Genomic DNA, 25,774 nt, shown 5'->3' on the forward strand with positions numbered 1-25,774 from the left:
GTTTGTAAATTTAATACGTTGAATAAGGGGCATTAAATGGCAGAAAGTAGTCAAAAATTTATCGCACGCAATCGTGCGCCAAGAGTTCAGATCGAATACGACGTTGAATTATACGGAGCGGAAAAAAAAGTCCAGTTGCCGTTCGTGATGGGCGTTTTAGCCGACTTGTCAGGAAAACCCGCCGAACCTCTGGCGCCGGTTGCCGAGCGCAAGCTGCTGGAAATTGACGTTGACAACTTCGATGAACGTCTGAAGTCCATGAAGCCGCGAGTGGCTTTTACCGTGCCGAACACTATTACCGGCGATGGCAATCTGAACGTTGATATCACCTTCCAGAGCATGGATGACTTTTCCCCGGCGGCTGTTGCCAGAAAAGTGGAAGGACTCAATAAACTGCTGGAAGCTAGAACGCAATTGGCCAATCTGGTGACCTATATGGACGGCAAGGGCGGCGCGGAAGAGCTGATTGCCAAGGCCATCAACGATCCTGCCTTGCTGCAGTCGCTGATCGCGGCGCCTAAGCCGGCTGCAGACGCAACGCCAGAAACCCCGGAAGCAGGAGAATAAGCCATGGTTGAAGTAGCAAATGCGCCAGAAGCCCAAGCAGGGGCTCAGGCACAGGAATTCAGCGATTTTTCATCATTGCTGAACAAAGAATTCAAACCCAAATCGGATCGTGCCAAGGCAGAAGTTGAAAACGCGGTTCAGACATTGGCCGAATACGTTTTGAAGGATGCCTCCATCATATCGGAAGATGCGATCAATTCAATTGAGGCTATCATCGCGCAGATCGATAAAAAACTGACCGAGCAGGTTAATCTGATTCTTCACCATGAAGATTTCCAGAAGCTGGAAGGATCATGGCGAGGCCTGCATTATATGGTCAACAATACGGAAACTGACGAGCAACTGAAGATCAGAGTCATGAACATCTCGAAGAAAGAGTTGGGCAAGACGCTGAAGAAATTCAAAGGCACGGCCTGGGATCAAAGCCCGCTGTTCAAGAAACTGTACGAAGAGGAATACGGCCAGTTCGGCGGCGAACCGTTCGGCTGCCTGATGGGCGATTATTACTTCGATCATTCACCGCAGGACGTTGAACTGCTGGGCCAGATAGCGCAGATTTCAGCGGCATCGCATGCGCCGTTCATTGCCGGCGTTTCGCCTTCGACATTACAGATGGATTCATGGGCCGAACTGGCGAATCCCCGCGATCTGACGAAAATATTCTCGACGCCGGATTATGCCGCATGGCGCTCATTGCGCGAATCGGATGATTCCAAGTACATCGGTCTGGCTATGCCGCGCTTCCTGTCTCGTCTGCCGTACGGCTCTAAAACCGATCCGGTGGACGAATTCGATTTCGAAGAAGATACCGAAGCGGCCAACAGCGGCAACTACACATGGTCCAATGCCGCCTATGCCATGGCGACCAACATCAACCGCTCGTTCAAATTGTACGGCTGGTGCTCCAGAATTCGCGGCATTGAATCAGGCGGCGCCGTCGAAGGCCTGCCGGTGCATTCGTTTCCGACCGATGATGGCGGCGTGGATATGAAATGCCCGACCGAGATCGCCATCAGTGACCGCCGCGAAGCGGAGCTGGCCAAATCGGGCTTTATGCCGCTGGTGCATAAGAAGAATTCCGACTTTGCAGCATTTATCGGCGCGCAATCATTGAATAAGCCGGCCGAGTATGATGATCCGGATGCAACGGCAAACGCCAACCTTGCGGCCAGATTGCCTTATCTGTTTGCGACCTGCCGCTTTGCCCATTATCTGAAATGTATCGTGCGCGACAAAATCGGCTCATTCAAGGAGCGTTCGGACATGGAGCGCTGGCTGAATAACTGGATTCTGAATTATGTGGATGGTGATCCGGCAAACTCCAGCGAAACGACTAAAGCGAAAAAGCCGCTGGCTGCCGCCGAAGTTGTTGTTGAAGAGATAGAAGGCAATCCCGGGTATTACTCGTCAAAATTCTTTCTTCGCCCGCACTATCAGCTGGAAGGCTTGACAGTGTCGTTGCGATTGGTTTCCAAACTGCCCTCCGCCAAAGGCGGTTGATGTTTGGTGCTTACGAGTCATGGAGCCTAGCACTTATTAAGGACGACGCTTCTGGCTTTTTTTTGATGTCTTAAAAATAAAAGGAGAGACAAATGGCTGTTGATATGTTTATTAAAATCGGCGATGTGAAAGGTGAATCGCGCGATAAAACGCACAAGGATGAGATTGACGTTTTGGCATGGAGCTGGGGGATGTCGCAATCAGGCACCACGCATACAGGCGGCGGCGGCGGCGCTGGCAAAGTCAGCGTGCAGGATATATCGTTAACCAAATATGTCGATAAATCTTCCGCGCCTTTGATCATGGCTTGCTGCAATGGCAAGCATTATCCCGAGGCCACACTGGTCGTGCGCAAAGCCGGCGAAACGCCTCTGGAATATATCGTGATCAAGATGAAGGAAGTCATCGTGACCTCTGTTAGCACGGGCGGCAGCGGCGGTGAAGACAGACTGACGGAAAATGTCAGCCTGAACTTCGCTGAATTCGAATACGCCTACCAGCCTCAAAAAGCGGACGGTTCAAAAGACGGCGGCGCGATTGAGACTAAATGGAATATCGCTGAAAACGTAAAAATCTAAAGTCGGGAGCGCGAAGAAGGCATATCCTTCTTCGCGTTTTTTACGGCTAACAAATTCAAAGCGTTTTTATCAGCAGCAGGAAAGTTTATGAACCTTGCAGAGCAGCATTTACAGGAAGGCCGGCTTCAGGAAGCGCTGGCTGAATTACAAAATCAGGTTCGTAAAGACCCTGCCAATCCTAAACTCAGAACATTTCTATTTCAGCTTTTGTCGATTCTCGGCGAATGGGATCGCGCACTGACGCAACTGAATGTGGCGGGCGAGCTCGATGCGGCGAATCTGCCTATGGTGCAGACTTACAGGGAAGCTATTCGATGCGAAGTTTTGCGCAAGGATATCTTCTCAGGCCATAAAACGCCTGTGGTTTTTGGTGAGCCGGCACAGTGGATCGCGCTGCTTCAGGAAGCGCTTAAACTGAACGCCGACAATCGGTTCGCGGAAGCGAGAAATCTGCGCGATCAGGCTTTTGACCTGGCGCCCGCAACGCCGGGATCAATCAACAGCAATGCCTTTAACTGGATAGCCGATGCCGACACCCGCCTGGGGCCCATGCTGGAAGCGATAGTCAATGGTCATTATTACTGGGTTCCATTCCATCAGATTCACGAGATTCATATTGAGGAACCGGCCGATCTGCGCGATTTTGCCTGGATGCCGGCGCATTTCGTCTGGGCGAACGGCGGCGAAGCCTTCGGCTTGATCCCAACACGTTATCCCGGTTCCGAAACCGCCAATGATCCGGCAATACGTCTGGCCCGCAAGACGCAGTGGCTGGAGCAGGCTGAAGAATCATTCATCGGCTTGGGGCAACGGTTATTGAGTACGGACGAAAACGACTATGCGCTAATGGATGTCCGTGAAATTAAATTTAATATTGACTAATCGCCAACCTATCTTTATTCGAACGCAACCTTGAACGCTTCTTGCCCGCTTTTTTATCCCGCATGGGGTGCCTGTAGAGAATAAAAACCATGGCCGAGCTAACCCAGAAAGAACGTTTGCAGCCTTCGCTATTGGATCGGCTGACCGACGACGCGCCCGATAAGACTCAGGAATCGCGCGAACAGCGCGTCTTGTCGCTGAGCCGGTTGCGGCAGGGCGTATTGAGAGATATGGGCTGGCTGTTGAATACAGGCCGTTTGGCTGCGGTCGAGAATCTCGATGATTATCCTTTAGTCGCCGGTTCAGTAATCAACTACGGCATTCCCGATCTGGCCGGCACAACGTTATCGGGCGCCGATGTGCAGGAAATAGAGCGTTGCGTCCGACAGGCCATTTGGGATTTTGAGCCTCGAATCCTGCGCGATTCGGTCAAGGTCACGGTGACCGCTTCGGATGACCGGATGAATCACAATGCCATGACCTTCGACATAGAAGGCGATCTTTGGGCGCAACCGTTACCGTTGCGCCTCTACCTTAGAACAGAACTCGATCTTGAGACCGGCAACATGGAAATCATGGACAGAGGAGGCTAGCTGTGGATCCTCGCTTACTGAAATACTACAACCGCGAGTTGCAGCATATCCGCGAAATGGGCGGCGAATTCGCGCGCGAATTTCCCAAGATTGCCGGCAGGCTGGGTCTGGACGAATTCGAATGCGCAGATCCTTACGTGGAGCGTCTTCTGGAAGGCTTCGCATTCATGGCGGCGCGTGTCCAGCTCAAGGTCGATGCAGAGTTTCCGCGCTTTACCCAGCATCTGCTGGAAATGGTCTATCCGCATTATCTGGCGCCTACGCCGTCCATGACGGTCGTGCAGTTTCAGCCGGATCTGTCCGAGGGGGCGCTCAACGAAGGATTTCCGATCCTTCGGGAGACCGCTTTGCGCAGCCAGATCGGCAAAGGCGAGCAGACCGCCTGCGAATACCGCACGGCCCACGATCTGACTTTATGGCCTTTGGAACTGGTGGAAGCTGAATATCTGCCCGGTGCCGGCGCCGTCGCCAACCTCGGCGTATCGAGCCTGCCCGGACTGAAAGCCGGCATCCGATTGCGCCTGAGAACGACGGCGGGACTGAAATTCAACCAGATCGCCCTGAATAATCTGCCGCTCTATCTGCGCGGTGTCGGCGAATTGCCCATGCAGATTTATGAACAGATACTGGCGAATGCGATTGCCGTAGTCGTGCAGCCGACCCAACGGCCTGCCGCCTGGCAACACGTCATCAAGAACGCCGCCGTTCAGCCGCTGGGATTTGAAGACAATCAGGCGCTGCTGCCTTATGTCTCGCGTTCATTCCAGGGCTATCGGTTACTGCAGGAGTATTTTGCCTTTCCCGAGCGTTTTATGTTCGTTGAATTGACGCAGTTGCAGGAAGCCGTGCGGCAGTGCGCCGACAACGAACTGGACATCATCATCCTGCTCAATCGCAGCAACCCCCGGTTGATCAATTCGGTCGATGCGTCACGGTTTGCCTTGTTCTGTACGCCGGCCGTCAATATCTTTCCCAAAAGGACCGACCGGATTCATTTGACCAATCAAACCGCCGAATATCATGTCGTTCCCGACCGGACCCGGCCATTGGATTATGAAGTTTATCAGGTGAAGGAAGTTACGGGTTTCGGCGGCACAGCCGATGATAAGCAGGAATTCCTGCCTTTTTATCAAGCCAGCGCCGATGCCAGGCACAAGCATAAGAGAGCCTACTATACGCTACACCGGGCGCCGCGCGTCATTTCGTCCAAGCTACGGCAATACGGCCCCCGCTCCAGCTATACCGGCAATGAAATATATATCTCGTTGGTAGATGCCAATGAGGCGCCTTTTAGAAGCGAGCTGAAGCAGCTCGGCCTTGCCACGCTGTGCACGAACCGCGATTTGCCGCTGCAGTTGCCCATCGGCGTAGGAGCGACTGATTTTACGATTCAGACCGGCGCTCCGGTTCAATCCATACGGTGCCTATCGGGGCCGACCAAGCCGCGCCCGTCCAATGCGCATAAGGATACCGCATGGAAACTGATTAGCCATCTGTCGCTGAACTATTTATCGATCGTCGATAACGACGAAAAAGAAGGCGCCATGGCGTTTCGTAACCTGCTGTCGTTGTATGGCGACAGTGATCCAGGCTCTCGCAAGCAGATCGAGGGCGTGTTATCGATTCAATCCAAGTCCATCGTCCGCCGTATCAATACCAAAGGGCCGATCGTGTTCGGGCGCGGTTTGGAAGTATTGATCAATGTCGATGAGTCGGCCTTTGAGGGGAGCGGCGTATTCTTGCTGGGCACCGTGCTGGAGCAGTTCTTCGCTCAGTATGTATCAATCAATTCATTTACGGAAACGGTGCTGAAAACCAGCGACCGGGGCGAGGTAATGCGATGGCCGACGAGAATCGGGCAACGCCACATCCTCTAGAAGAGTCACTGAGCAAAGCGCCGTATAAATACGGCTTTTTCCAGCTGATGCGCCTTCTGGAGTGCGCCTATAAGGACAAGCCCCGGTTGGGCCATTCGGCCCGCCCCGTCGATGATCCGATCAGGCTGGGGCAGGAAGTGTCGCTGTCGTTCGAATCCTCCACGCTCAGTTCATTCACGCCGGGTGAGGACGGACTTCCTCCGCGGCTGACCGGGCGCTTCTTGGGTCTGTTCGGCACCAATGGGCCGCTGCCTCTGCATCTGACCGAATACGTTCGCGAAAGAATTCATCATTACCGCGATCATACGTTGGCGCGTTTTGCCGACATATTCCACCATCGCATGCTGTGCCTGTTTTATCGCGCCTGGGCCGACACGGAGCCCGTCGTCAGTTTCGATCGGCCCGAATCCGACCGCTTTTCCGGTTATATCGGCTCGCTGGCCGGGCTGGGCCTGGAATCCCTGCACGAGCGCGATGCCATGCCCGATCTGGCCAAGTTCTACTATACGGGCTACTTGTCCTGCCAGGCCAAACATGCCGAAGGGCTGAGGGCCATGCTGGCGGACTATTTCAGGTTGACGGTCGGCATCGAAGAATTCGTCGGCGAATGGCTGGATATCCAGGAATCGGACTTGACGCGCCTGGGCGAGACGCCCAGAACCGGCGAATTAGGCATGTCGGCGATTTTGGGATCGCGGGTCTGGTCATGCCAGCATAAGTTCCGAATCCGCCTGGGACCGTTGAGCCTGGCGGAATACCAGAGCCTGTTGCCGAACGGCTACAGGATCGGGCAGTTAATAGCGATAGTCCGCAATTACATAGGCGACGAACTGGTCTGGGATGTCAATCTGGTCCTGAAAAAAGAACAAGTGCCGGGCGCGCGGCTGGACGGACAGACGGGGCTGGGCTGGACAAGCTGGCTGGGCGAGCGGCATGAGAATACAGATGCTGACGATTTGATGCTGAATCCTTTCTGGGGCAGCCTGGGCGCAGCGTAAGCACAATAAAAACAAACAAATTGGGAGACGTGAAATGTCAGACATCAGTCGTGTGGCGCTGTTCGGGAAGCTGAACAGCGTCTGTTACAAAGCGATAGAAGGCGCAACCGTATTTTGCAAGATGCGCGGCAATCCCTATGTGGAACTGGTGCACTGGCTGCATCAGATTCTGCAGCTGCAGGATTCTGATCTGCATAAAATCATCCGTCAGTTCAATCTCGATCCCTCCCGGCTGGCCAAGGACTTTACCGATGCGCTCGACCGGTTGCCCCGGGGCTCCACGTCCATTTCCGATCTGTCTTCGCATGTCGAGGAAGCTGTCGAACGCGGCTGGGTATACGGCACGCTGATGTTCGGCGAATCGCAAGTCCGCTCGGGGCATCTGGTCGTCGGCATTCTGAAAACCAAAGGGCTGACGCATGCCCTGCAAGGCATCTCCAGGGAATTCGACAAGATCAAGCCTGAGACTCTGACCGAACGTTTTGCCGAAATCGTCAGCGGCTCGCCGGAAGAAGGCCTGCGCGCCAGCGACGGCTTTCAGGTCGGCGGCGGCGCCGTTCCGGGCGAGGCCAGCGGCGCCATGTCGCCGGCGCAGATGGGCAAGCAGGAAGCCTTGAAGCAGTTTACGGTCGATCTGACCGAGCAGGCGCGGCAAGGCAAAATGGACCCGATCGTCGGGCGCGACGAGGAAATTCGCCAGGTCATCGATATCCTGATGCGCCGCCGCCAGAACAATCCGATCCTGACCGGCGAGGCCGGCGTCGGCAAGACGGCTGTCGTCGAAGGTTTTGCGCAGAAAATCGTCGCAGGCGACGTGCCGCCGCCCTTGCGCGATGTGTCGCTGCGCACGCTCGATGTCGGCTTGCTGCAAGCCGGCGCCAGCATGAAAGGCGAATTCGAAAACCGCCTGCGCCAGGTCATAGAAGAAGTTCAGTCCTCGGAAAAACCGATCATCCTGTTCATCGATGAAGCCCATACCTTGGTCGGAGCGGGCGGAGCAGCCGGCACCGGCGATGCGGCCAATCTGCTGAAGCCGGCTCTGGCGCGCGGTACGCTGCGCACAGTCGCCGCGACAACCTGGGCCGAATACAAAAAGCACATCGAAAAAGACCCAGCCCTGACGCGCCGCTTCCAGGTCGTGCAGGTCAACGAGCCGAGCGAGGAAAAGGCCATTCTGATGATGCGCGGCGTGGCGTCGGTCATGGAAAAACACCATCAGGTGCAGGTGCTCGATGAGGCATTGGAAGCGGCGGTCCGATTGTCGCACCGCTACATTCCGGCCCGCCAGTTGCCCGATAAATCAGTCAGCCTGCTCGATACGGCTTCGGCCCGCGTCGCGATCAGCCAGCATGCCGTACCGGCCGAGGTGGACGACTGCCGCAAACGCATCGCGGCGCTGGAAACCGAACTGGCCATTATCGGCCGCGAGAAAGCGGTCGGCATCGACATCAAGGACCGCGAAACGGTCGCCGCTGAAAAGCTCGGTGCGGAAAAAGAGCGCCTGAGCAAACTGGAAACACGCTGGAATGCCGAGCGCGAACTGGTCAAAAGCATACTCGATATCCGCAAGCAGTTGCGCGATCAGACCGGCAAAGTGGAAGGCACCGACAGCCCGCTTGAAAAAGCCGCCGACCGGATGGCCGAAGCCGAATCCGCCCCAGCAACGGCAAGTGTGCCGCGCGAACAGTTGCTGGAAGAACTGAAAACCTTGCAGGCGAAACTGCATGAACTGCAAGGCGAAACGCCGCTGATCCTGCCCAGCGTCGACGCGCAGGCCGTTGCCTCCGTGGTCGGCGACTGGACCGGCATTCCGGTCGGCCGCATGGTTAAAAACGAAATCGAAACCATTCTGCATCTGGCCGACAACCTGGAACAGCGCATCATCGGCCAGCGCCATGCCCTGGACATGATCGCCCGAAGAATCCAGACCTCGCGCGCCGGCCTCGACAATCCCAACAAGCCCATCGGCGTCTTCATGCTGGCCGGCACCTCCGGCGTCGGCAAGACCGAAACGGCGCTGGCCCTGGCCGAAGCCTTGTACGGCGGCGAGCAGAACGTCATCACCATCAACATGAGCGAATATCAGGAAGCGCACACCGTATCGACCCTGAAAGGCGCGCCTCCGGGTTATGTCGGCTACGGCGAAGGCGGCGTGCTGACCGAAGCGGTCCGGCGGCGTCCTTACAGCGTCGTGCTGCTGGATGAGGTCGAAAAAGCCCATCCCGATGTGCATGAGATTTTCTTCCAGGTCTTCGACAAGGGCTGGATGGAAGACGGCGAGGGCAGGGTCATCGATTTCAAGAATACATTGATTCTGCTGACGACGAACGCCGGCACCGACCTGATCGCAGGACTGTGCCGCGATCCGGAACTGATGCCGGAACCGGAAGGCATTGCCAAGGCGCTGCGGGAACCGCTGCTGAAAGTGTTCCCGCCGGCCCTGCTCGGCCGTCTGGTCGTGATTCCTTATTATCCGCTCAGCGACGAAATGATCGGCGCGATCGCCCGCCTGCAGCTCGGCCGGATCAAGAAGCGCATCGCTGAAAGCCACAAGGTGCCGTTCACTTACGACGATGACGTGATCAAGCTGATCGCGAGCCGCTGCACCGAAGTCGAAAGCGGCGGCCGCATGATCGATGCGATTTTGACCAATACCGTGTTGCCGCGGATCAGCGAGGAGTTTTTAACACGGATGATGGAAGGCAAACCGATCGAGCGGGTTCATGTGAGCGTGCAGGATGGGGATTTTGGGTACGGGTTTGAGTAGACTGTCCTATTATCAATAAACATAAATATAGTATGTGCTAACGAAAGAAGCGCATTTTTGGCTATCAACTTGAGGAAATCACTATGACAGACTGGAGCGGGAAATATACTTACAATAAAATTGCTTACTCTGGACGCGAAATCCACCTTCAGGGTTTATTCAGAGGCTTTAGTATTGAGCGTATGATCGGCAAGGCCAAAGAAGGCCCATACTATTATTTTCTGGGCAATCCACATGATTCCGGTGCTTATACTTCTGATACGAAGGCTTTTTACACCACGCTATTGCAGTCGATAGCTACGCGCTGGGGTAATACTGGTAGCGTGCCTATTGGCGAAATCAATGCGCCCGGCGGTAAGACTGCCAATTACCGTGGCACTAGCATCTGGAACGGAGGCTGAGAACTGTAGGGCGGATTTGCTGAAAGGCAATCCGCTTTTTACTGAAAGCTAAAGTGATCAAACAAATAGTTCTACCTATCTCTGCAGGGGGGGGTATGAAAAAATCATCATGTCCACATCTATTCAAAGGCAATATGAAGCAAAAGGTGACTGGCCAAAATTTAAAAAATCAGAATGGGTGCAAACAGGAGTAGGCAGCTATGGGTATGGATGCGCGTGTTTGAGAGCAACAGTGAATAAGGAATCTCAAGAAATTATTGAAATTTTTTAAAGCTATTTCAAAACCACTTTCAGTCTGCCGACATGATAAATCATTGGAAGAACCAAGTCCGCAAGGCGAATAGCGTGGTAGGGTTGGATTTGGATGGTAAACAGCTTCATCGTTTGCTTACTATTTATAGCAAAGTTGATGGTTAGAAAAGCGCAGCCCATCCAACGGGCTAAATAAAAGAAGAAAACCTCATGTGTCCAGGTTTTCAATCTAATAGTCGCCCCGCTCCGCCAGTGGTCGCTCCGATAGAGCGCAACGGAATCCGTTATGAACAGGATATGCAAAGTTACGACCACGGTGGCGATCAGCCCGGAGGATATCTGACTGCAATTGACGTGAAGACTGGGGAACGCCTTTGGATGGTGAAAGTTTATGAAGTATCGGATCAGTCCGAATCCGGTGTTGATAGCATAGGTATTTATTTCAAAAGCATGGCCCTGATTCCGGGGCGTGATGCACTAGAAATTGAAGATGAAACTGGCAGACGCTTTATTTTTGATCTCATCAATAAAACTTCAGATCAAGTTTCCGAGACCCTGATAGATACGTTGGGGCCGATTAAAATTCCTCAATAGATCAATGCATTTTGAGGTAAGTCGTTCTCTCTTAGAAAAATGGCTTCCCAACTTGAAGTAATTAATCATTAATGTTTTTAATGAGTTGCGGTGATCTCCATGCGATTGTTCAATAATTTGAAATTAATTCTGGCTGTTATGCCTTTGCTATTCTTAAGTTTGACGCCAACTCCAGTTGTCTCCGAGGAATTAAATAAAATAGCAGGCAGAGAAGATTGTAAATTTATATCCCCGCCCGAGTGGCAAGACAGAATTGTTGTATGGGATGGAGGCTGTCAAAATGGGAAGGCACATGGGCAAGGTGTATTGCGAGCATACAAAGATGGGCTAAGTACGTTGCTTTTTTTAGGTAATCTTGAGCATGGTGAAATATCTTTAGGGGTTATTGATTGCGATGATGGCTATATTGCAGGGCAATTTTCTCATGGAGAATTATTGCCTGATCTTGATCGCAATATCATTATCAACGCTTTTCGCAATGCGGCAACTGCGGCGAGGACCTACAGTAAACGGCTAAAGCGCCTGGGGAGCCAAGAATCTGCCTCGTTTTATCTGAAGAAAGCTGATGAATTAGAACATCAATTAGACTGATGCCGTAGCCGATAGAAGCACAATGGGCAAAGTTTTATACTTTGCATTGGGATGTTTTGAGAAAATTGCGTGGAGAGCAAAAGTCAGTGATGTCTTTAAAAGGAAAGTCATACTAATTGCATAAGGGCTAAGAGTTTCTCCCGATTTAGCCCAAGTAGTAAAAAGCAAAATGCTGGTTTTGATAAAGACAAAGACGGCAAAATCACACTTGCGGAGATATCTTCATTAGTAATGCAAAAGTATCAAAAAGGCCTAAAAAAAGATATATAGGGTGACACGATGAAATATCTATCTTGGGCCAAATTTCTAATAATGACAATTGCATTACTTCTCACTTCTCATGCTTGTATGAGCCAGGAGTCTTTTGAGTGGGAAGGAGATTACCTGTACCAGTATCAGCTTGGAAAAAGCTTTGGCGGTAGTCCTATAGTAATTGATATGAATTTGCGTATCAAAGCTGACGGTTCTTGTTCGCTGGTAGTTAATGGTTATCAGATTTCGGAGAAAATTATTTGTAGAGCAGTATCCGATTCTGTGGGTAAGCAAATCGCCTTTGTGTCTTATGGTAATGGAAAAATTGAAAATGAGTATGGCGTTCAGCAATATCAGGTTGGCGAAGTCTTGTTTAGTTTGGAACGCTCACAGGATAAAGTATTAACCACTTGGCAGTCACTAAAGCCGGATAATATTGAAAAGACGAAGGGAAGCTTTTTCGTAAAGGCGGAAATGGTCAAATAATCGTTGAAAATATGCTGTTCAAAGAGTTGTAGGCGGATTTGCTGAAAGGCAATCCGTCTTTTAATTGCTGCGAAGGGCTCTCCTTGATAAGCGCCAGGCCGGAAAGCCTGGACTAAGAACGCATTGGGTTGCCATGTTGGCAACCCAATATCCGCTAATGGAAGAAAATAGCGCGCCTGTCATCGCTTCCTAAAACATGGAATAACTTGACTTTAAGATTATCATTCCATGTTTGGACGTACTAAAGAATAATCCGGTTAAAATTCGAAACGCACCCCGCCTTCAATAGTATGGTTAACAGCGTCAGACATAATAAGGGATTGATAGTTAAACATGGCCGACAATCCGTTCGGTAATGTCACTAGAACACCGGCGCCGATATTACCCCAATCTGTCTCGGGTGAATTCGACGTGATTAAAGTGCTGCCTCCGCCTTGAATCAGGGCCTGAGTCACTCGGGCATCATTGGCGTACTCTCTCACCCATTCGCCAGTGACTCGCGGGGTGATCACGCCGAAAGGCAGGCTCCAGGCATAGCTCAATTCGGTGCCAAATGTGCTGGTTACTGACGTAACATATTGGTTCGGCACATTTAACAAGCCAGTACGGGCATCTCCGCTTTCCTGGTAACCGCTAATATCCATATAAATAGCTGACGCTTCACCGTATCCGCGTAAACTCCATGCTCCAAAGTTATGCGTGTATCCCAGTCCCGTATGGATGTTGTATTCGTCTGTACGGAAGGCTGCATTCGCCGAAGTAGCGCACGCTGCGCAGTTGCGCTTTGAACGATTGTCATGGCTCGCATACCCAGCTGCAATGTCAATATAGGTATTTTCAGTTGGCAATAGCGTCACAAAAGGTGAAAATCTGAAAGTATCGGCATCCAGGCGGCCACCCGAATTCACGACTTCCGCTGATGAGCTGGTATAGCCAAATAACAAGCCCGTAAACAAACGGTCGCTGATTTTTAAATCAACGCCACCGTTAAAATTCCTGGTATATAAGTCAAACCCTGCCGCGGTGCTGTTGCTCTCAACATTGCCGAATGTACCGCCGGAATTGACATAAAGGCCAAATGGTCCCACAAGCTCATAGCCATCGCCTGCGCCCCCGCCCGCGTTAGAAGAATTCGGGTTTTGCCTCAATGTGCGCATTGATTGCAGCGAGCGGCTCATCTGGGTTGTGCTACGGTTAAGCTGCAAATTAATAGTCGTTGCGGCATTGACTGCATTGATGGCTTGCTGCTCTTCTGTCGCATGGCCGCCGGATAAAACAGGAAAGCAATTGTTTTGGAATTCAATGATAGCGGCATCTGATGGCGACTCAAACGGCAGTGAAGACGAGCCTCTGGGTGAGCTGCAAGTCATAGTATCAGTAGCTGTATTCCACTCGAAAACTGCTCCTTCCACGGCGTCAGTTATGCGATACGCGAAATCAGTAAAACCTTTGCTTGTTTGGTAGTCGCCAAACGCACTTGCAGCTTCTGTATGGCTAAGTGCGGAAGTCACGTCGGCGACAGGAAATTGAGTTCCATCTTGGGCGATATAAGCCCCGCTGAGAGCCCCCCAGGCTGTCGGAGTAAATGCCAGCAACGGAAATAAAATTTTTTTCATTAGAAAGTTCCCCCTTTATGTTGCGCTCATTTGGCATGAAGCAGCGCATTATGTTTTATTGTTATCGCGCGGTGAGACACCGCACAGGATGAATCTCAGTCTCTGCTTGATTTTAAGCTAACTGATCATTGTTAAATTCATCTAACATATTTTATAGATAAAATCCGAGAACCGCATTACTGAATCTGAAAGCTGTAAGGAGGATTTGCCTTGGCAATCCACCGACAAACGGAGCCTTAAAACCGTAACGTCCTGCAATGTTAATGGCTTGATTGAAATTTGGGGTATGAAAGAGTTGATGTGGCTCGTAAAAGTTAGATAATGAGCAGAATCTATTGAGCAGGGCGAGGTTTGTAACCTCGCCCTGAACGTTTGGAAACCGTTTTCCGGCAGTAATCATAATTCTAATGGATGAGAGCTTTCCAGCATGTACATATATCGTGACATTATTCAAGGCTGGGACTACGTGAGTCAATCTTCTCGGCTACAGATTCCGGCAAGCCCGACTAGAGGCGCAGCTATTGATTGAAATCGCAACAACCGTGCGCAATTGCGGTTCCGATAGCTCAGCAACGGCATGACGCCTCGCTCAAGCATTGCTTCTGCCGTGGCTTCAGGCAGGTACCATTCCGCACAGGCCTGCATGAGCGTTTCGCCGTCTTGTTTATAACTGTAGGCGGGCAGATCGTCGACATTCAAGTGCCGGTCGGGCGACAGCGGCCAGCCGGTCTCCTGAAAATTTTCCGCTAATAATCTTGCGCAGGCGAAAGCAGGGCTGCCCCACAGAAAAGCCTCGTGCTCGTCCGGCATAGTCAGTTCTTCAAATTCAAAACTGTCGATCGGGTCGGTTTTCCTACCGTAAGGCAGGCGCAAAAGAATCCGGGGCAACGCCAGGCCCAGCCATCGCGCATAAGGTTTTTCACGCAATGCTTGCCATACGGCCATGAATTCAAAGTTGCCATTCCATGTCGAGGGAGGGGAAGGCTGGGCGAGCGAAGCGCAACCTAAAAGACTGCTGTCGGCGGCGGCCAGAAAAGGCGTACCAATATGGGCGGCGATAGCGCCCATGGCTGACAGTGTTTGTACATCCTGTCGGGCGGCTGCGAAAGTATAATCGCCTATTATCACCGACCAGGGCTGGTCAATGCTCTGCCGGGCCAGCAATTGGTAGACGGCCGAGGTTTCCAGATTCTCGCTGGCGCTCAGAAGATCCTGAGCCAATTCAGCCTGTGATATGTCGAGCAGGTACAACTGCAGTGATTCGCCCGTTTCGAGTCGGGAAACCAGTTCATAAGCGGATCGCCACAGCGCTTCAAGAGACTGAAAGTCAGGATGGTGCAGCAGGGAGCGCATCAATGCGCTAGTTGCCCGGTCGACCTCGGCTATTAGTTCGGGCTGGCGCGGATCGATCTTCTCAACGATATGGGGCGCTATGATGTTTTTAAACAAGTGGTCCAGAGAACTTTGCAGGTGTGGTTGCTGCGCAGGCGCTTTCCCGAGCAGACGCTCAAACAATGCGTTCTGATCCTCAGCCGGAGTTGTCTCGACAGATTGTCCGGCGTCATACGGTACATTGGCCGTCCCCATCAACTTTGCCGACGTTTGTGCAAAAGTTGCAGGATTCTGCAGGCTTTGGCGCAACTGAGTCACGCGATGAAAAACATCCAGTTCCTTATAGAGATGACCAGGGTGAAAGTCGTCGAGACAGTGGAAGACGACTTCGGTCTGCAAGTCCTGAAAGTTCAGTACGGGGCTCAATTGGAACATGACTTCGTCAAAATTATCAATGTCTATGCTGGTTATTTTCCGATTCTTCAATGCCGCATCAGGATGACGATGCCCGCTGAAATTGCCCACCATCAGTATGCGCATGGGCGAATCTGCGGCGGATGCAGCCTTCTTGTCTGCGGCAGTGCTGAAACGGAAGTCGAACTTTAATTGTCCGGGCATAAGGGCTCCTTAAGTGATCGAAAATAAGCATTTGTGCTTAAGATAATTCGATGTTCACCCATGTGCAAGTCTCTTGCTGAGCTTGTAGTTAGGAGCCGCTTTGATTACTTGTATAATTATTCTTGCAACCTATCCCTCCACTTGTTCTATCGGGTTTAGAACAAGCTATATCAAATTGCACTAAACCAATTTGCATTGACTTTCATCAGCTTTCTAATAATATTTGCTGGATAGAGAAAATGGTATAAACGGCAAAAAGTGGTATCGATCGCTTATACGCTGACGCTCAGTGTTGAATGCACTCTTGTTCCAGGAATCAAGCTCCATGGCGGTTACACAAAAAAATCGTAAGATTCAGGTCTTTACATCACTTGCCGAAGATACTTTGCTGTTTTACCAGATGCATGGCCGGGAGGGCTTGAGCGAGCCATTCGAATACAGCGTGGAGCTGGTCAGTGAAGACCGGGCTATCGATCCCGAAAAACTGCTGGGCGAACCGCTCACTATCAGGCTGCAACTGGAAGACGGCAGCTGGCGCTACTTCCATGGCTTTGTCAGCCGCTTCGGACAGTGGGGCGATCTGAACGGGCTTTCCCGCTATCATGCCACAGTCCGGCCCTGGCTGTGGTTTTTGACCCGCACCTCCAACTGCCGGATCTTCCAGAACAAATCCGTGCTCGAGATTATCAAGCAAGTCTTTCAGGACCGCGGCTTCAGTGACTTTGAAGAAAGGCTGGTCGGCAGCTATGTCCCCCGCGAATACTGCGTGCAATACCGCGAGACCGACTTCAACTTCGTCAGCCGGCTGATGGAAGAGGAGGGGATTTACTACTATTTCAGCCATGAGAAGGACAAGCATCATCTGGTGCTGGCCGATTCCAACAATGCCCATGACCCGTTTCCAGGCTATGACGACATCCCCTACCATGTCGAAACCGGCCCGATGGACCGCACCCGCAAGGATCACATCCACGACTGGATCTTCGCGCGCGAAGTCCAGCCGGGCGCCTATGAACTGACCGATTACGACTTCAAGAAGCCCAAAGCCAATCTGTTGGTCAAGTCTATCCTCAAAAACTCCCACCCTCATGCCGAGTATGAACGCTTCGATTACCCGGGCCGTTATACGGAAACCAGCGCGGGCGATAATTTGGTTCGTCAGCGTATCGAGGAACACCATGCCCGCTTCGAACGCTGCGAGGGTAAATGCAACGCCCGTGGTCTGGCCGCCGGCTACCGCTTCAAGCTGCAGGAATTCCCGCGCCAGGACCAGAACCGCGAATATCTGGTGGTCTCAGCTAACTATCATTTACTGCTGGATGAGTATTCTTCCAGATCCGCGGCCAGCGAAGAGAAGCTCTTCGATTGCAGTTTTACCGTTCAGGACAACAAGCGACCCTACCGTGCCCGGCGCAGTACGCCGAAGCCCTATGTCCGGGGCGCTCAGACCGCCGTTGTGGTGGGGCCTGCCGGCGAGGAGATCTATACCGACAAGTACGGCCGGGTAAAGGTCCAGTTTCATTGGGACCGCTACGGGAATAAAGACCAGGACAGTTCATGCTGGGCACGGGTCTCATACCCTTGGGCTGGCAAGAACTGGGGCATGATTTCCATTCCGCGCATCGGCCATGAAGTCGTCATAGAATTCCTGGAAGGCGACCCCGACCAGCCGCTCATCATTGGCAGCGTCTACAACGCCGATATGATGCCGCCTTTCGAATTGCCGGCCAACGCCACACAGAGCGGTGTTCGTACCCGTTCCTCAAAAGGCGGTTCTGGCGCCAACTGCAACGAACTCCGTTTCGAGGATAAGAAAGGTTCGGAGCAGGTTTATCTGCATGCCGAAAAAAATCAGGACATCGAAGTCGAGAACGATGAAACGCATTGGGTAGGCCATGATCGCACCAAGACCATCGATCACGACGAAACCTCCCATATCAAGCATGACCGCACGGAAACTGTCGATAACAACGAAACCATCACTATCGGCGTCAATCGCAAGGAAACCGTTGGCGCCAATGAAACCATCGACATCGGCATGAACCGCACGGAAACCGTTGCCCAGAATGAGACCATTACCGTTGGATTAAACAGGACGCGCGCGGTGGGTATCAATGAGGCCATTGCCATCGGCGCCGCTCAGGAGGTTGTGGTCGGCGCGGCTAGAACAGTCAGCGTAGGACTCAATCAGGCGACCACCATTGGCAACAGCTATTCAATGGATGTTGGCAACGACCAGTCCATTCAGGTAGGAAAAAATCAGAGTTCCAGTATCGGTGATAACCGGAGCGCTTCGGTCGGCAAGGATGATAGCCTTGATGTAGGTAAAAACTTAATGATAAATGCAGGCGATTCCATCGTTATAAAAACAGGAGATGCCAGTATTACTATGAAAAAAAATGGCGACATTACTATCAAGGGTAAAAATATTACCATCCGCGGTTCCGGCAAGATCAATGCCAAGGCAGACAGTAATGTGGTCATCAAAGGCAGCAAAATTGGCGAGAACTAGAAAATGGCGGCAGAATCGGTTATCAAATTTCAAAGTCCATCGGCACACGCTGGCGAACAAGTCAACGATGAAGCGGTAAGCCCTCCTCAGACGCCCTCTCTGCCAAGTGTTGTGATCGGCCGCTTGGAAGGTTTCGAAAATGGCCTGCCGATGGTAAATTTTCCAAACAATAAGCAGGGAAAAGCGCTGCGGGCGCTAACAGGCGTGCCGCTGTCGCAGACCAATACAGGCCGTGAAGTGATTCTGGCCTTTGCCGATGGCGATCCGGAAAAACCGGTCATTCTAAATCTGCTGGTCGATCACCGATCAGGCGGCATCCCTGCCTCCTCTGTCGATATTCAGATTGACGGCGAAAGATTACTGCTTACTGCGCAAAAAGAAATCGTGCTCCGCTGCGGCGAAGCAAGCGTTACTTTGACTGCCGCGGGAAAAGTGCTTCTCAAAGGCGCTTATGTACTGAGTCGGTCAAGCGGATACAACAAGATTAAGGGTGCGGCGGTTGACATCAATTAATATGTATTCTCATGTGGCAAATTGATAACCGTACGCCTTTTGCCGCTGAGCGAGGATGGGTCCGTGATCGCGATGGCGCCGAGATCTGGCTGGTAGCAGTCAAGGCAACATTTGACATCAAACCGGATGGTTCCGTCGAAATCTCGAAGGAGCAGCCTCCGGTGCTGCGCATTCCTGAATATTACGGCGAGCCGGGCAAGAGCAGCATAAAGTACGAGGCCGATCTTGTTTTAACAAAAAAAACTACCGATGTGCTAGTCATCGGCCATGCATACGCCCCTATCGGTTATACGGTAACTTGTCTGGATGCCGGCTTTCGGGTAGGGCCTATTACAAAGATGCTTCGCATTTATGGCGATCGTCATTGGGATGCTGAAGGCGGTTTGTCAGCCCCGAAACCTTTCGAAAAAATGCCCTTAATATACGAACGGGCCTTTGGCGGGGTGGACCATGCATCGGACAATCCGGAGCGGGATTTCGATTGGCGCAATCCTGTAGGCACCGGATACGCGGCTTCTTGGCTGAATCTGGCAGGTGTAGCGTTACCCAATATTGAATATCCGAATCAGCTTATTCAGTCGGGCAGTGATCGGCCGGACCCGGCCGGCTTTGGGGCTGTCAGCTGCCACTGGCAACCGCGCGTATCGTTCGCAGGCACTTATGATGACAATTGGATGAAAAATCGTCAGCCTCTCCTTCCGGAAGATTTCGATGACCGCTTTTATCAATGTGCGCCGGCTGATCAACAGGCCCCAGGTTTCTTAAAGGGCGGAGAACCCGTCGCGCTCAGCGGCCTGACGCCCAGCGGAAATTTATTGCGCTTTGTGCTGCCCAAAATTTATCTGGGCTTCGAAACCCGTTTTTATGACGGCAGCCGCGAAATCCATAAAACGCGCAATCTGCACACAGTCATCCTGGAGCCGGATTTTCCGCGCGTTTCCTTAGTCTGGCATACGGCTTTGCCGTGCCACTTCAAAGTACAAAAGCTGGAACGTACCGTCGTAACCCTCAAGACTAATTTGAGAGAGGGAAACGCTATGACTGATGATGCTGCGCTGGAGATGGGGCAAGATGAGTAGTACGGCAATCTATGTTGTTGGGTTAGGGGCCTGCACGCCGGTCGGACGCAATGCCTGGTCTAGCGCTGCGGCAGTACGGGCGGGAATCAGCGGCTTCACGCAACATCCTTATATGATCGACACGGCTGGCGAGCCGATGTGTGCCGCGATAGCGCCCTGGCTGGATATCGACATCACGGGTGTGGAACGATTTAAGGCATTGCTGTTTCCGGCAATTGACCAGGCTCTTGCCCCCATTGCCGAGGCGCAGTCACTGCGTCCACGTACCGCGCTGTCGCTGGGCCTGCCCGGTCAGCGGCCCGGATTGCCTGAGAATTTTCAACCTATGCTCATGAATGCACTGGCAGAAAAGTACCGTAGTACTTTTGCAAGCGTTGCCGCATTTCCCAATGGACATGCCGCCGGACTATTGGCCCTTGAAGCCGCAGCGAGACAGCTTGTTCAGGGCGCATTCGATGCTTGTGTGGTAGCCGGAGTCGATTCGTATCTGGAACCCGAGACGTTGGAATGGTTGGAAGCATGCGACCAGCTGCATGGAGCCGGTCCGCTCAACAATGCCTGGGGGTTTATTCCAGGGGAAGCGGCCGGCGCGATTTTGGTCATGCGGCACGAATTTGTTGTACGGCTGCGCCTTCAGCCTCTGGCGCGTTTGCTTAGCTTGGGCTCGGCGTTTGAGCCCAAACGCATCAAGACTGAGACAGTCTGCGTCGGCGAAGGTCTTACTCAGGCTTTCCGCACCGCCCTGCAGGCATTACCCGAAGGCGTCAAGGTGACCGATGTCTATTGTGATATGAACGGCGAACCTTATCGGGGCGACGAATATGGTTTTACCTGTTTGCGGACCAAGGAGTATTTTGAGTCGGTATCCGACTTTGTCGCCCCGGCAGATTGTTGGGGCGACGTTTCCGCCGCCAGCGGGCCGCTCTACATTGGACTTGCCGCAATAGCCGGCAGCAAAAATTATTCAAATGGCAACGTGGCATTCGCTTGGGCCAGTTCCGAAGGCGGCGAACGTGCGGCAAGCATTCTGGAAGTGAGGAGATCGGTTTAAATGCCTGTAACAATTAAGGTGAACGGGGTAGCCAATTCGCTGGTGCATAAAGGCAGTAACGCCATCTCCACTGCGACCATTCCCGATGTCTGCAAGACCCCGACTCCAGGCGGCCCGGTGCCCATTCCTTATCCGAACATTTCCCAGTCTGCGACATTAGCCAAAGGTACAACCACCGTTAAGGCCGATGGCGGTATGATGATTGCGATCAAGGGTTCGGAATTTTCGCTGTCCAATGGTGATGAGCCGGGTTCTATCGGCGGCGTCAAATCCAGCACTTTCATTAAGGAGTCCACCTGGATTCTTTATTCGTTTGATGTGAAGATGGACGGCAAAAATGTCTGCCGGCTGACAGACAAAAAATTCCAGAATCATGAAAATACCGTCGATCTGGCCGGTGCAATCCTTGCTCCTACCCCTGTAGGCATGATCGTGCTCGAGTGCGAGCCTGGCTGGACGCCGTGTCAAAAAGCGCAGATGCAAGCCAAGGCCAATCAGTTGGACTCGCTTGCCAAGCAGGGAAAGATCAAACCCAGAAATACATACAAAGACGGCAAGCCGACACTGCAACGTAAAGCCGGCAACGGATGGGCCGCAAAATTCGCTCGCGACTGGAACAAACCGGCGCCGGAAGGCTGGCCGGATTCCTCCAACCCGGCCAAGCAGCCAAAAAAATTCTACGATGACTGTGCAAAAACAAACGATCCGCTCGGAAACAATATGGAGGCGGACCACATTCATGAAATGCAACTGGGTGGCCGGGCTCAGGGGCCGTTTCTATGGCTGGATCGTGAAGTGAACGGCGCATCCGGGCGACAGATAAAAGAACAACGGAATACAACACCAAACCCGACCGGTTTCACAACCAAGAACTGCTAGCGAACTTGAGGATAAAATGGATCAGAGCATCGAAGACCGTATCAGGCGCGCCGTCGAAAAAGGCATTTCCGCCCGCAAAAAATATTATGATTCAATAGGCCTTCCTGATGAGCAGGAATTAGGGCCTCCATCCTCTCAGGAAGAGATATCGGCGCTTGAGGCGGCAATCGGGAAACCGCTGCCGCCATCGTACAGACACTTTCTCGAGATGTTTAATGGCTGGCGCATGATCGATGGAGGGCTGGATCTCCTTCCAGTCAAGGATTTGCTTAACGGCCCGCGCAAGCAGAAGATATCTGAATGGCAAAAAAAAATGGAATCTTGTGGGGATGAGGTGGCGGCCAGAAGCCTGGTTATTGGTGTGTCATCCGTGACTGCGACTAAATATTTGTTAGATCCCGAGGTTATCGATCCTCGCGGGGAATGGCGATTCGTCCAGCACCATAACGGTGAAGAAGCCGAAGTTGCGAGTTTTTTGGAATGGCTGGAGGAGTCGGTTGATGAATATGATGAATTGGCTTCCATGAACCAGGATATGCCCTAAATTAATCGGGTTTCCCTTTATTTGGAAAAGTTATAGCTTATGTTTGCTGCCGCGATTCCCCACGTCGTTGAACAACACGCCGAAGAAGCGGCTTTTCTCTGGTTTCTCCGCAATCGGGCAGTTAAAGCGCCTCACTATAAATTAAGTGAATTAACCAGACTCGACAATCGTGTAGAAGCCCATCTGGATGGCTTGCGAATTGCCGGACCGGAAGGCTGGAATCTGTGCGAACAGGCGCTGGAAATCGGCGAGGCCGGTGAAGTGTTTACTGCCGGGTTACTGGCTCTGGAAAGCAAGAACCCGCAAAAATTAGCCAAAGTCGTAAGCATTGCCGAAGATTCGGCTGAGGTAGCTAAGGGACTGGTTTCGGCTTTTGGCTGGACTGAACCTTCCAAACTGGCGAGAACGGTAAAACTTCTGCTGGATTCCGGCTCGAACTTCCACCGGTTTATCGGCCTTTCCGCCTGCGCGGTTCATCGAGTGAATCCGGGCAATATTCTGGATAATTGGATGCAAGACCATGATGCCCCGCCACTGCTCCGTGCCCGTGCTTTGCGAGCAGTGGGAGAGCTGAAACGCCGTGACCTGATTTACGATCTCCGCAATTGTTTTCATGCCGAGGATGCCTCAATACGTTTCTGGGCCGCATGGTCGGCGGTGCTGCTGGGTAATCGGAGCGATGCGCTGGAAGTTCTCAAGGTAGTCATGGTGACCGGCTCGGGGCAATTTCCTGGCGCTCTGCCCATGTTGTTGCGCGCGATGCCGATTGAGAACTCGGCGCCCTTGTTGAAAGGCATGGCACAGTATCCGGAACGGCAAAGGGATCTGATTGCCGGTACGGGAATGGTGGGCGATCCTTTGTACGTACCCTGGCTGATCAAGCAGATGGAAACGCCGGAACTGGCGCGGCTGGCGGGCGAGTCGTTCAGTTTTATCACGGGCGCCGACATCGCTTATGAGAATCTGGAAGGCGAGCGGCCGGAAGGTTTCGAATCAGGCCCTAGCGAAAGCCCGGAAGACGAAGATGTCGAACTCGACGGCGACGAGGATTTGCCCTGGCCTGATCCGGCCAAGATCCAAGCCTGGTGGGCTGCGAGACAACACCGGTTTCAGGCCGGAAGCCGCTATTTGCTGGGTGCTCCGATCTCTGAAAGTCAGTGCCGAAAAGTCTTGCGGGAAGGTTTTCAGCACCAGCGAACTGCCGCTGCATTGGAATTGGCGTTGATGAGACCCAACGAGGCGCTGTTCGAAGTCCGCGCTCCCGGCTGGCGGCAACAGCGTCTGTTACAGCATACTGCATGAAAATGATGCCTAATCTGACCGTACTGATCTTTGGCGTTTTGTCTTTGCTTTTCGCTTTTTTCTCAGTGCGGGATTATCTGCGCAATAAGGGCAAATTATCTCCCTCAGCCCGTGTGTGGCGGCGCATCGCTATTATCTTTGCTGTTGTGGCGTTAGTTTTGATGATAATCCAGTGAGTTATAGGGGTAACAATCGTGTTATCAGCCCCCGTTTGAATTTATCGAATTGGCCGTTGCCGACCCTAAGCAGTCTATTTATGCTGATCCTTGAATGTCGGTTTAAGGTGCTTCTCGGTCATTCAAAATGTGGCTTTTGAAATTATCTAGCTCCATTTATCATGCATAAATGCTGGTTATCCCGTTTAGAAAATCTAACCTTGAGACACCATACTTGACAGTGAAATAGAAAAGACTGTACCTTAAAAAGGTTTATTTAAAGACTTGTTAGACGGTCATGCCACTACGCAGTAGTAGCGTCAGGTGGGCTTTCTAACGAGCTACGGGTGGATAAGCTTGCAAAATCGAACTTTCTCAATCAGACAAGGATAGAATGAAATGCCGAACTACTTTTACAAAGCAGTGATGGATGCGCATATAACAGGCGCGAGTTTAATCCGATGCGAGCGCGGTCCAGGTATCAGACATGAAGGCCTGGACCCCAAGAAGCGCAATTCCAGCGGGGGGGCAACCGTATTTGCGGCCGCTCAAGCAGGGCGGGTATTAAGTGCAGCTGATAGCACATCGTTCGGTCAGTGCTTGACCGGAAACCAAAAGTATGCAGAGTGTTATGCCACGACGGACCAGCATCGCCTTCTAAGAATTACTCTCCCTGATAGCATGATCAATATCATAGTCAGGAATGCGGCCTCCTACGACGAATACGCGAATATGCAAGCTGCTGTGAGTGATAAAGAATGCACAGCAATTCAGAATATTCCGCCCAGCTATATTGAATTCCTAACCGCGTCAGGATCATGGGAGCCGATCAAAAATTATCCGAACCCTACACCCAAATGCTACGGTAATGACGCGGATACCGATGAAGACTGGTGAAGCCACCCCTCTCATTGCACCCGACGTGCGCTAGCCTGCGGCTGTCGCCCACAGGTGAACGCGAACGTTAGGCCACAAAATAATACTTACTCGTATCCGCAGTGCGTAACCCACCCCTGTCCCCTAGGTCATTACTAATATATCTAGCCAAAACTTATCAAGGAGAATTCTTATGTACACACGCTGGCTGTTTGTCCCGTTTTCCAGCGGACATGATGATGAAGTATTCAAAATGGCCCAAGTTTGGAAATCTGTCGAGGACTGGAAGGGGAAGCGCACTGTAATTGTGCGGTATGCAAATAACCGAGATAATGCCGGCTGCTTAAGTAAAGTGGCAGCAGACGACAAATTATATATCCTTGCACATGGAAATGTCGGATGCGTGAAAGTTGCCAACAAGTTCAGCGACGCAACAGAAGAGCTTTCTGTGAATGATTTATGCGAGAGAATTCAAGAAAGCGGCTTGCCCACCGAATATAGGATTGTTGTCAATTTATTCGCGTGCGGCGCAGAGGGAAGAGCCGAAGTAATTGCCGGCTGTGGGTCAGGGGCCGTCTTTGCGGATGATTTTGCCAGAGCCTTACGTGAGCGATATTATTATTTCGACGCTGAGATATATGGGTACAAAGAAAGTGTCACCTCTCCCGAGCAAAACGACGACCTCGGATATAAAGGAAAGAAACTCGCCGTTGGGGTAAGGAACGAGGTTCTTGGTCGGGCAAGCGAGTTCAAGCAACGCTTCAGGGGTTACTAAGAGATGCTTTGGTAGAGGTGTTCGGCACTGCTTAGTTTATCGTTACGCATGACCGCTTTGCGGAATTATTCTACCATTCACTCAGAGATTGTAATGGCCGCTTTTGACACTTATGCAAAGCTTTGCATAAGTGCCATTATGTATAGAAGCGAATTATGTACAGTAGATCATTCCAAGCCATGAA

25 protein-coding genes are annotated in these 25,774 nt (G+C 52.0%); 23 read left to right on the forward strand and 2 right to left on the reverse strand.

The features are described 5' to 3' along the window. Window positions 1-36 precede the first annotated feature (36 nt). The 13 genes from tssB to IT781_RS14695 all read left to right on the forward strand — a co-directional run bounded on the left by tssB (window position 37) and on the right by IT781_RS14695 (window position 12,338). A complete protein-coding gene (gene tssB / locus IT781_RS14635) occupies window positions 37-567 on the forward strand; it encodes a type VI secretion system contractile sheath small subunit (protein ID WP_194970914.1) in 531 nt (176 codons plus the stop codon). A 3-nt stretch (window positions 568-570) separates the two neighbouring features. Further along, the gene (gene tssC / locus IT781_RS14640) at window positions 571-2,067 is read left to right on the forward strand and encodes a type VI secretion system contractile sheath large subunit (RefSeq protein ID WP_194970915.1); all 1,497 of its coding nucleotides are present in this window, start codon (window positions 571-573) and stop codon (window positions 2,065-2,067) included. A 92-nt stretch (window positions 2,068-2,159) separates the two neighbouring features. Further along, window positions 2,160-2,645, forward strand: a complete 486-nt coding sequence (locus IT781_RS14645; RefSeq protein WP_194970916.1) for a type VI secretion system tube protein Hcp — start codon at window positions 2,160-2,162, stop codon at window positions 2,643-2,645. A gap of 87 nt (window positions 2,646-2,732) precedes the next feature. Further along, a complete protein-coding gene (locus IT781_RS14650; RefSeq protein WP_194970917.1) occupies window positions 2,733-3,527 on the forward strand; it encodes a type VI secretion system accessory protein TagJ in 795 nt (264 codons plus the stop codon). Window positions 3,528-3,616: 89 nt separating this feature from the next. Then, the gene (tssE, locus tag IT781_RS14655) at window positions 3,617-4,120 is read left to right on the forward strand and encodes a type VI secretion system baseplate subunit TssE (protein ID WP_194970918.1); all 504 of its coding nucleotides are present in this window, start codon (window positions 3,617-3,619) and stop codon (window positions 4,118-4,120) included. A 2-nt stretch (window positions 4,121-4,122) separates the two neighbouring features. Continuing rightward, a complete protein-coding gene (gene tssF / locus IT781_RS14660) occupies window positions 4,123-5,997 on the forward strand; it encodes a type VI secretion system baseplate subunit TssF (RefSeq protein ID WP_194970919.1) in 1,875 nt (624 codons plus the stop codon). Beyond that, window positions 5,961-6,995, forward strand: a complete 1,035-nt coding sequence (gene tssG / locus IT781_RS14665; protein WP_194970920.1) for a type VI secretion system baseplate subunit TssG — start codon at window positions 5,961-5,963, stop codon at window positions 6,993-6,995. The genes tssF and tssG overlap by 37 nt, the downstream gene beginning before the upstream one ends. A 34-nt stretch (window positions 6,996-7,029) precedes the next feature. Then, the gene (tssH, locus tag IT781_RS14670; protein WP_194970921.1) at window positions 7,030-9,762 is read left to right on the forward strand and encodes a type VI secretion system ATPase TssH; all 2,733 of its coding nucleotides are present in this window, start codon (window positions 7,030-7,032) and stop codon (window positions 9,760-9,762) included. 83 nt (window positions 9,763-9,845) lie between these two features. Further along, window positions 9,846-10,163, forward strand: coding sequence for a hypothetical protein (locus tag IT781_RS14675; RefSeq protein WP_194970922.1), 318 nt, complete (start codon window positions 9,846-9,848; stop codon window positions 10,161-10,163). A 109-nt stretch (window positions 10,164-10,272) separates the two neighbouring features. Continuing rightward, window positions 10,273-10,434, forward strand: a complete 162-nt coding sequence (locus tag IT781_RS14680; RefSeq protein WP_194970923.1) for a DUF4087 domain-containing protein — start codon at window positions 10,273-10,275, stop codon at window positions 10,432-10,434. A gap of 191 nt (window positions 10,435-10,625) precedes the next feature. Then, a complete protein-coding gene (locus IT781_RS14685) occupies window positions 10,626-11,009 on the forward strand; it encodes a PQQ-binding-like beta-propeller repeat protein (RefSeq protein ID WP_194970924.1) in 384 nt (127 codons plus the stop codon). Between the two features lie 99 nt (window positions 11,010-11,108). Continuing rightward, window positions 11,109-11,600 (forward strand): hypothetical protein, encoded by a 492-nt coding sequence (locus IT781_RS14690; protein ID WP_194970925.1) that lies wholly within the window; start codon window positions 11,109-11,111, stop codon window positions 11,598-11,600. Window positions 11,601-11,879: 279 nt separating this feature from the next. Further along, window positions 11,880-12,338: a DUF5991 domain-containing protein gene (locus IT781_RS14695; RefSeq protein WP_194970926.1), complete on the forward strand. Its 459-nt coding sequence runs from the start codon at window positions 11,880-11,882 to the stop codon at window positions 12,336-12,338. A gap of 257 nt (window positions 12,339-12,595) precedes the next feature. On the opposite strand, the gene IT781_RS14700 is transcribed toward IT781_RS14695, so the two are convergent. Next, a complete protein-coding gene (locus IT781_RS14700) occupies window positions 12,596-13,954 on the reverse strand; it encodes an autotransporter outer membrane beta-barrel domain-containing protein (RefSeq protein WP_194970927.1) in 1,359 nt (452 codons plus the stop codon). 471 nt (window positions 13,955-14,425) lie between these two features. Continuing rightward, window positions 14,426-15,904, reverse strand: a complete 1,479-nt coding sequence (locus tag IT781_RS14705; RefSeq protein WP_194970928.1) for a type VI secretion system contractile sheath domain-containing protein — start codon at window positions 15,902-15,904, stop codon at window positions 14,426-14,428. A gap of 325 nt (window positions 15,905-16,229) precedes the next feature. Between IT781_RS14705 and IT781_RS14710 the strand changes: the two genes are divergently transcribed. The 10 genes from IT781_RS14710 (at window position 16,230) to IT781_RS14755 (ending at window position 25,590) form a co-directional block, all read left to right on the forward strand. After that, window positions 16,230-18,416: a type VI secretion system Vgr family protein gene (locus IT781_RS14710; RefSeq protein WP_194970929.1), complete on the forward strand. Its 2,187-nt coding sequence runs from the start codon at window positions 16,230-16,232 to the stop codon at window positions 18,414-18,416. A gap of 3 nt (window positions 18,417-18,419) precedes the next feature. Beyond that, window positions 18,420-18,929 carry a DUF6484 domain-containing protein gene (locus tag IT781_RS14715; RefSeq protein ID WP_194970930.1) on the forward strand — a complete coding sequence of 170 codons (510 nt, stop codon included), beginning with the start codon at window positions 18,420-18,422 and terminating at the stop codon, window positions 18,927-18,929. An 11-nt stretch (window positions 18,930-18,940) separates the two neighbouring features. Next, entirely contained in the window at window positions 18,941-20,008 is a 1,068-nt protein-coding gene (locus IT781_RS14720; RefSeq protein ID WP_194970931.1) for a DUF2169 domain-containing protein, read from the forward strand. Next, entirely contained in the window at window positions 20,001-21,059 is a 1,059-nt protein-coding gene (locus IT781_RS14725) for a beta-ketoacyl synthase N-terminal-like domain-containing protein (RefSeq protein ID WP_194970932.1), read from the forward strand. Before IT781_RS14720 ends, IT781_RS14725 begins: the two co-directional genes overlap by 8 nt. Beyond that, window positions 21,060-21,938, forward strand: a complete 879-nt coding sequence (locus tag IT781_RS14730) for a DUF4150 domain-containing protein (protein ID WP_194970933.1) — start codon at window positions 21,060-21,062, stop codon at window positions 21,936-21,938. It abuts the gene before it with no gap. A gap of 16 nt (window positions 21,939-21,954) precedes the next feature. Further along, entirely contained in the window at window positions 21,955-22,482 is a 528-nt protein-coding gene (locus tag IT781_RS14735; protein WP_194970934.1) for an SMI1/KNR4 family protein, read from the forward strand. Between the two features lie 39 nt (window positions 22,483-22,521). Next, window positions 22,522-23,784 (forward strand): TIGR02270 family protein, encoded by a 1,263-nt coding sequence (locus tag IT781_RS14740; protein ID WP_194970935.1) that lies wholly within the window; start codon window positions 22,522-22,524, stop codon window positions 23,782-23,784. Next, a complete protein-coding gene (locus tag IT781_RS14745; RefSeq protein ID WP_194970936.1) occupies window positions 23,781-23,960 on the forward strand; it encodes a hypothetical protein in 180 nt (59 codons plus the stop codon). Before IT781_RS14740 ends, IT781_RS14745 begins: the two co-directional genes overlap by 4 nt. A gap of 378 nt (window positions 23,961-24,338) precedes the next feature. After that, on the forward strand, window positions 24,339-24,836 hold the full coding sequence (locus IT781_RS14750; protein ID WP_194970937.1) for a hypothetical protein: 498 nt from the start codon (window positions 24,339-24,341) through the stop codon (window positions 24,834-24,836). 172 nt (window positions 24,837-25,008) lie between these two features. Then, window positions 25,009-25,590 carry a hypothetical protein gene (locus IT781_RS14755; RefSeq protein WP_194970938.1) on the forward strand — a complete coding sequence of 194 codons (582 nt, stop codon included), beginning with the start codon at window positions 25,009-25,011 and terminating at the stop codon, window positions 25,588-25,590. Window positions 25,591-25,774 lie beyond the last annotated feature (184 nt).

Origin of the sequence: Methylobacter sp. BlB1 (assembly GCF_015476545.1) — a bacterium.
In the GTDB taxonomy this organism is placed as follows: domain Bacteria; phylum Pseudomonadota; class Gammaproteobacteria; order Methylococcales; family Methylomonadaceae; genus Methylobacter.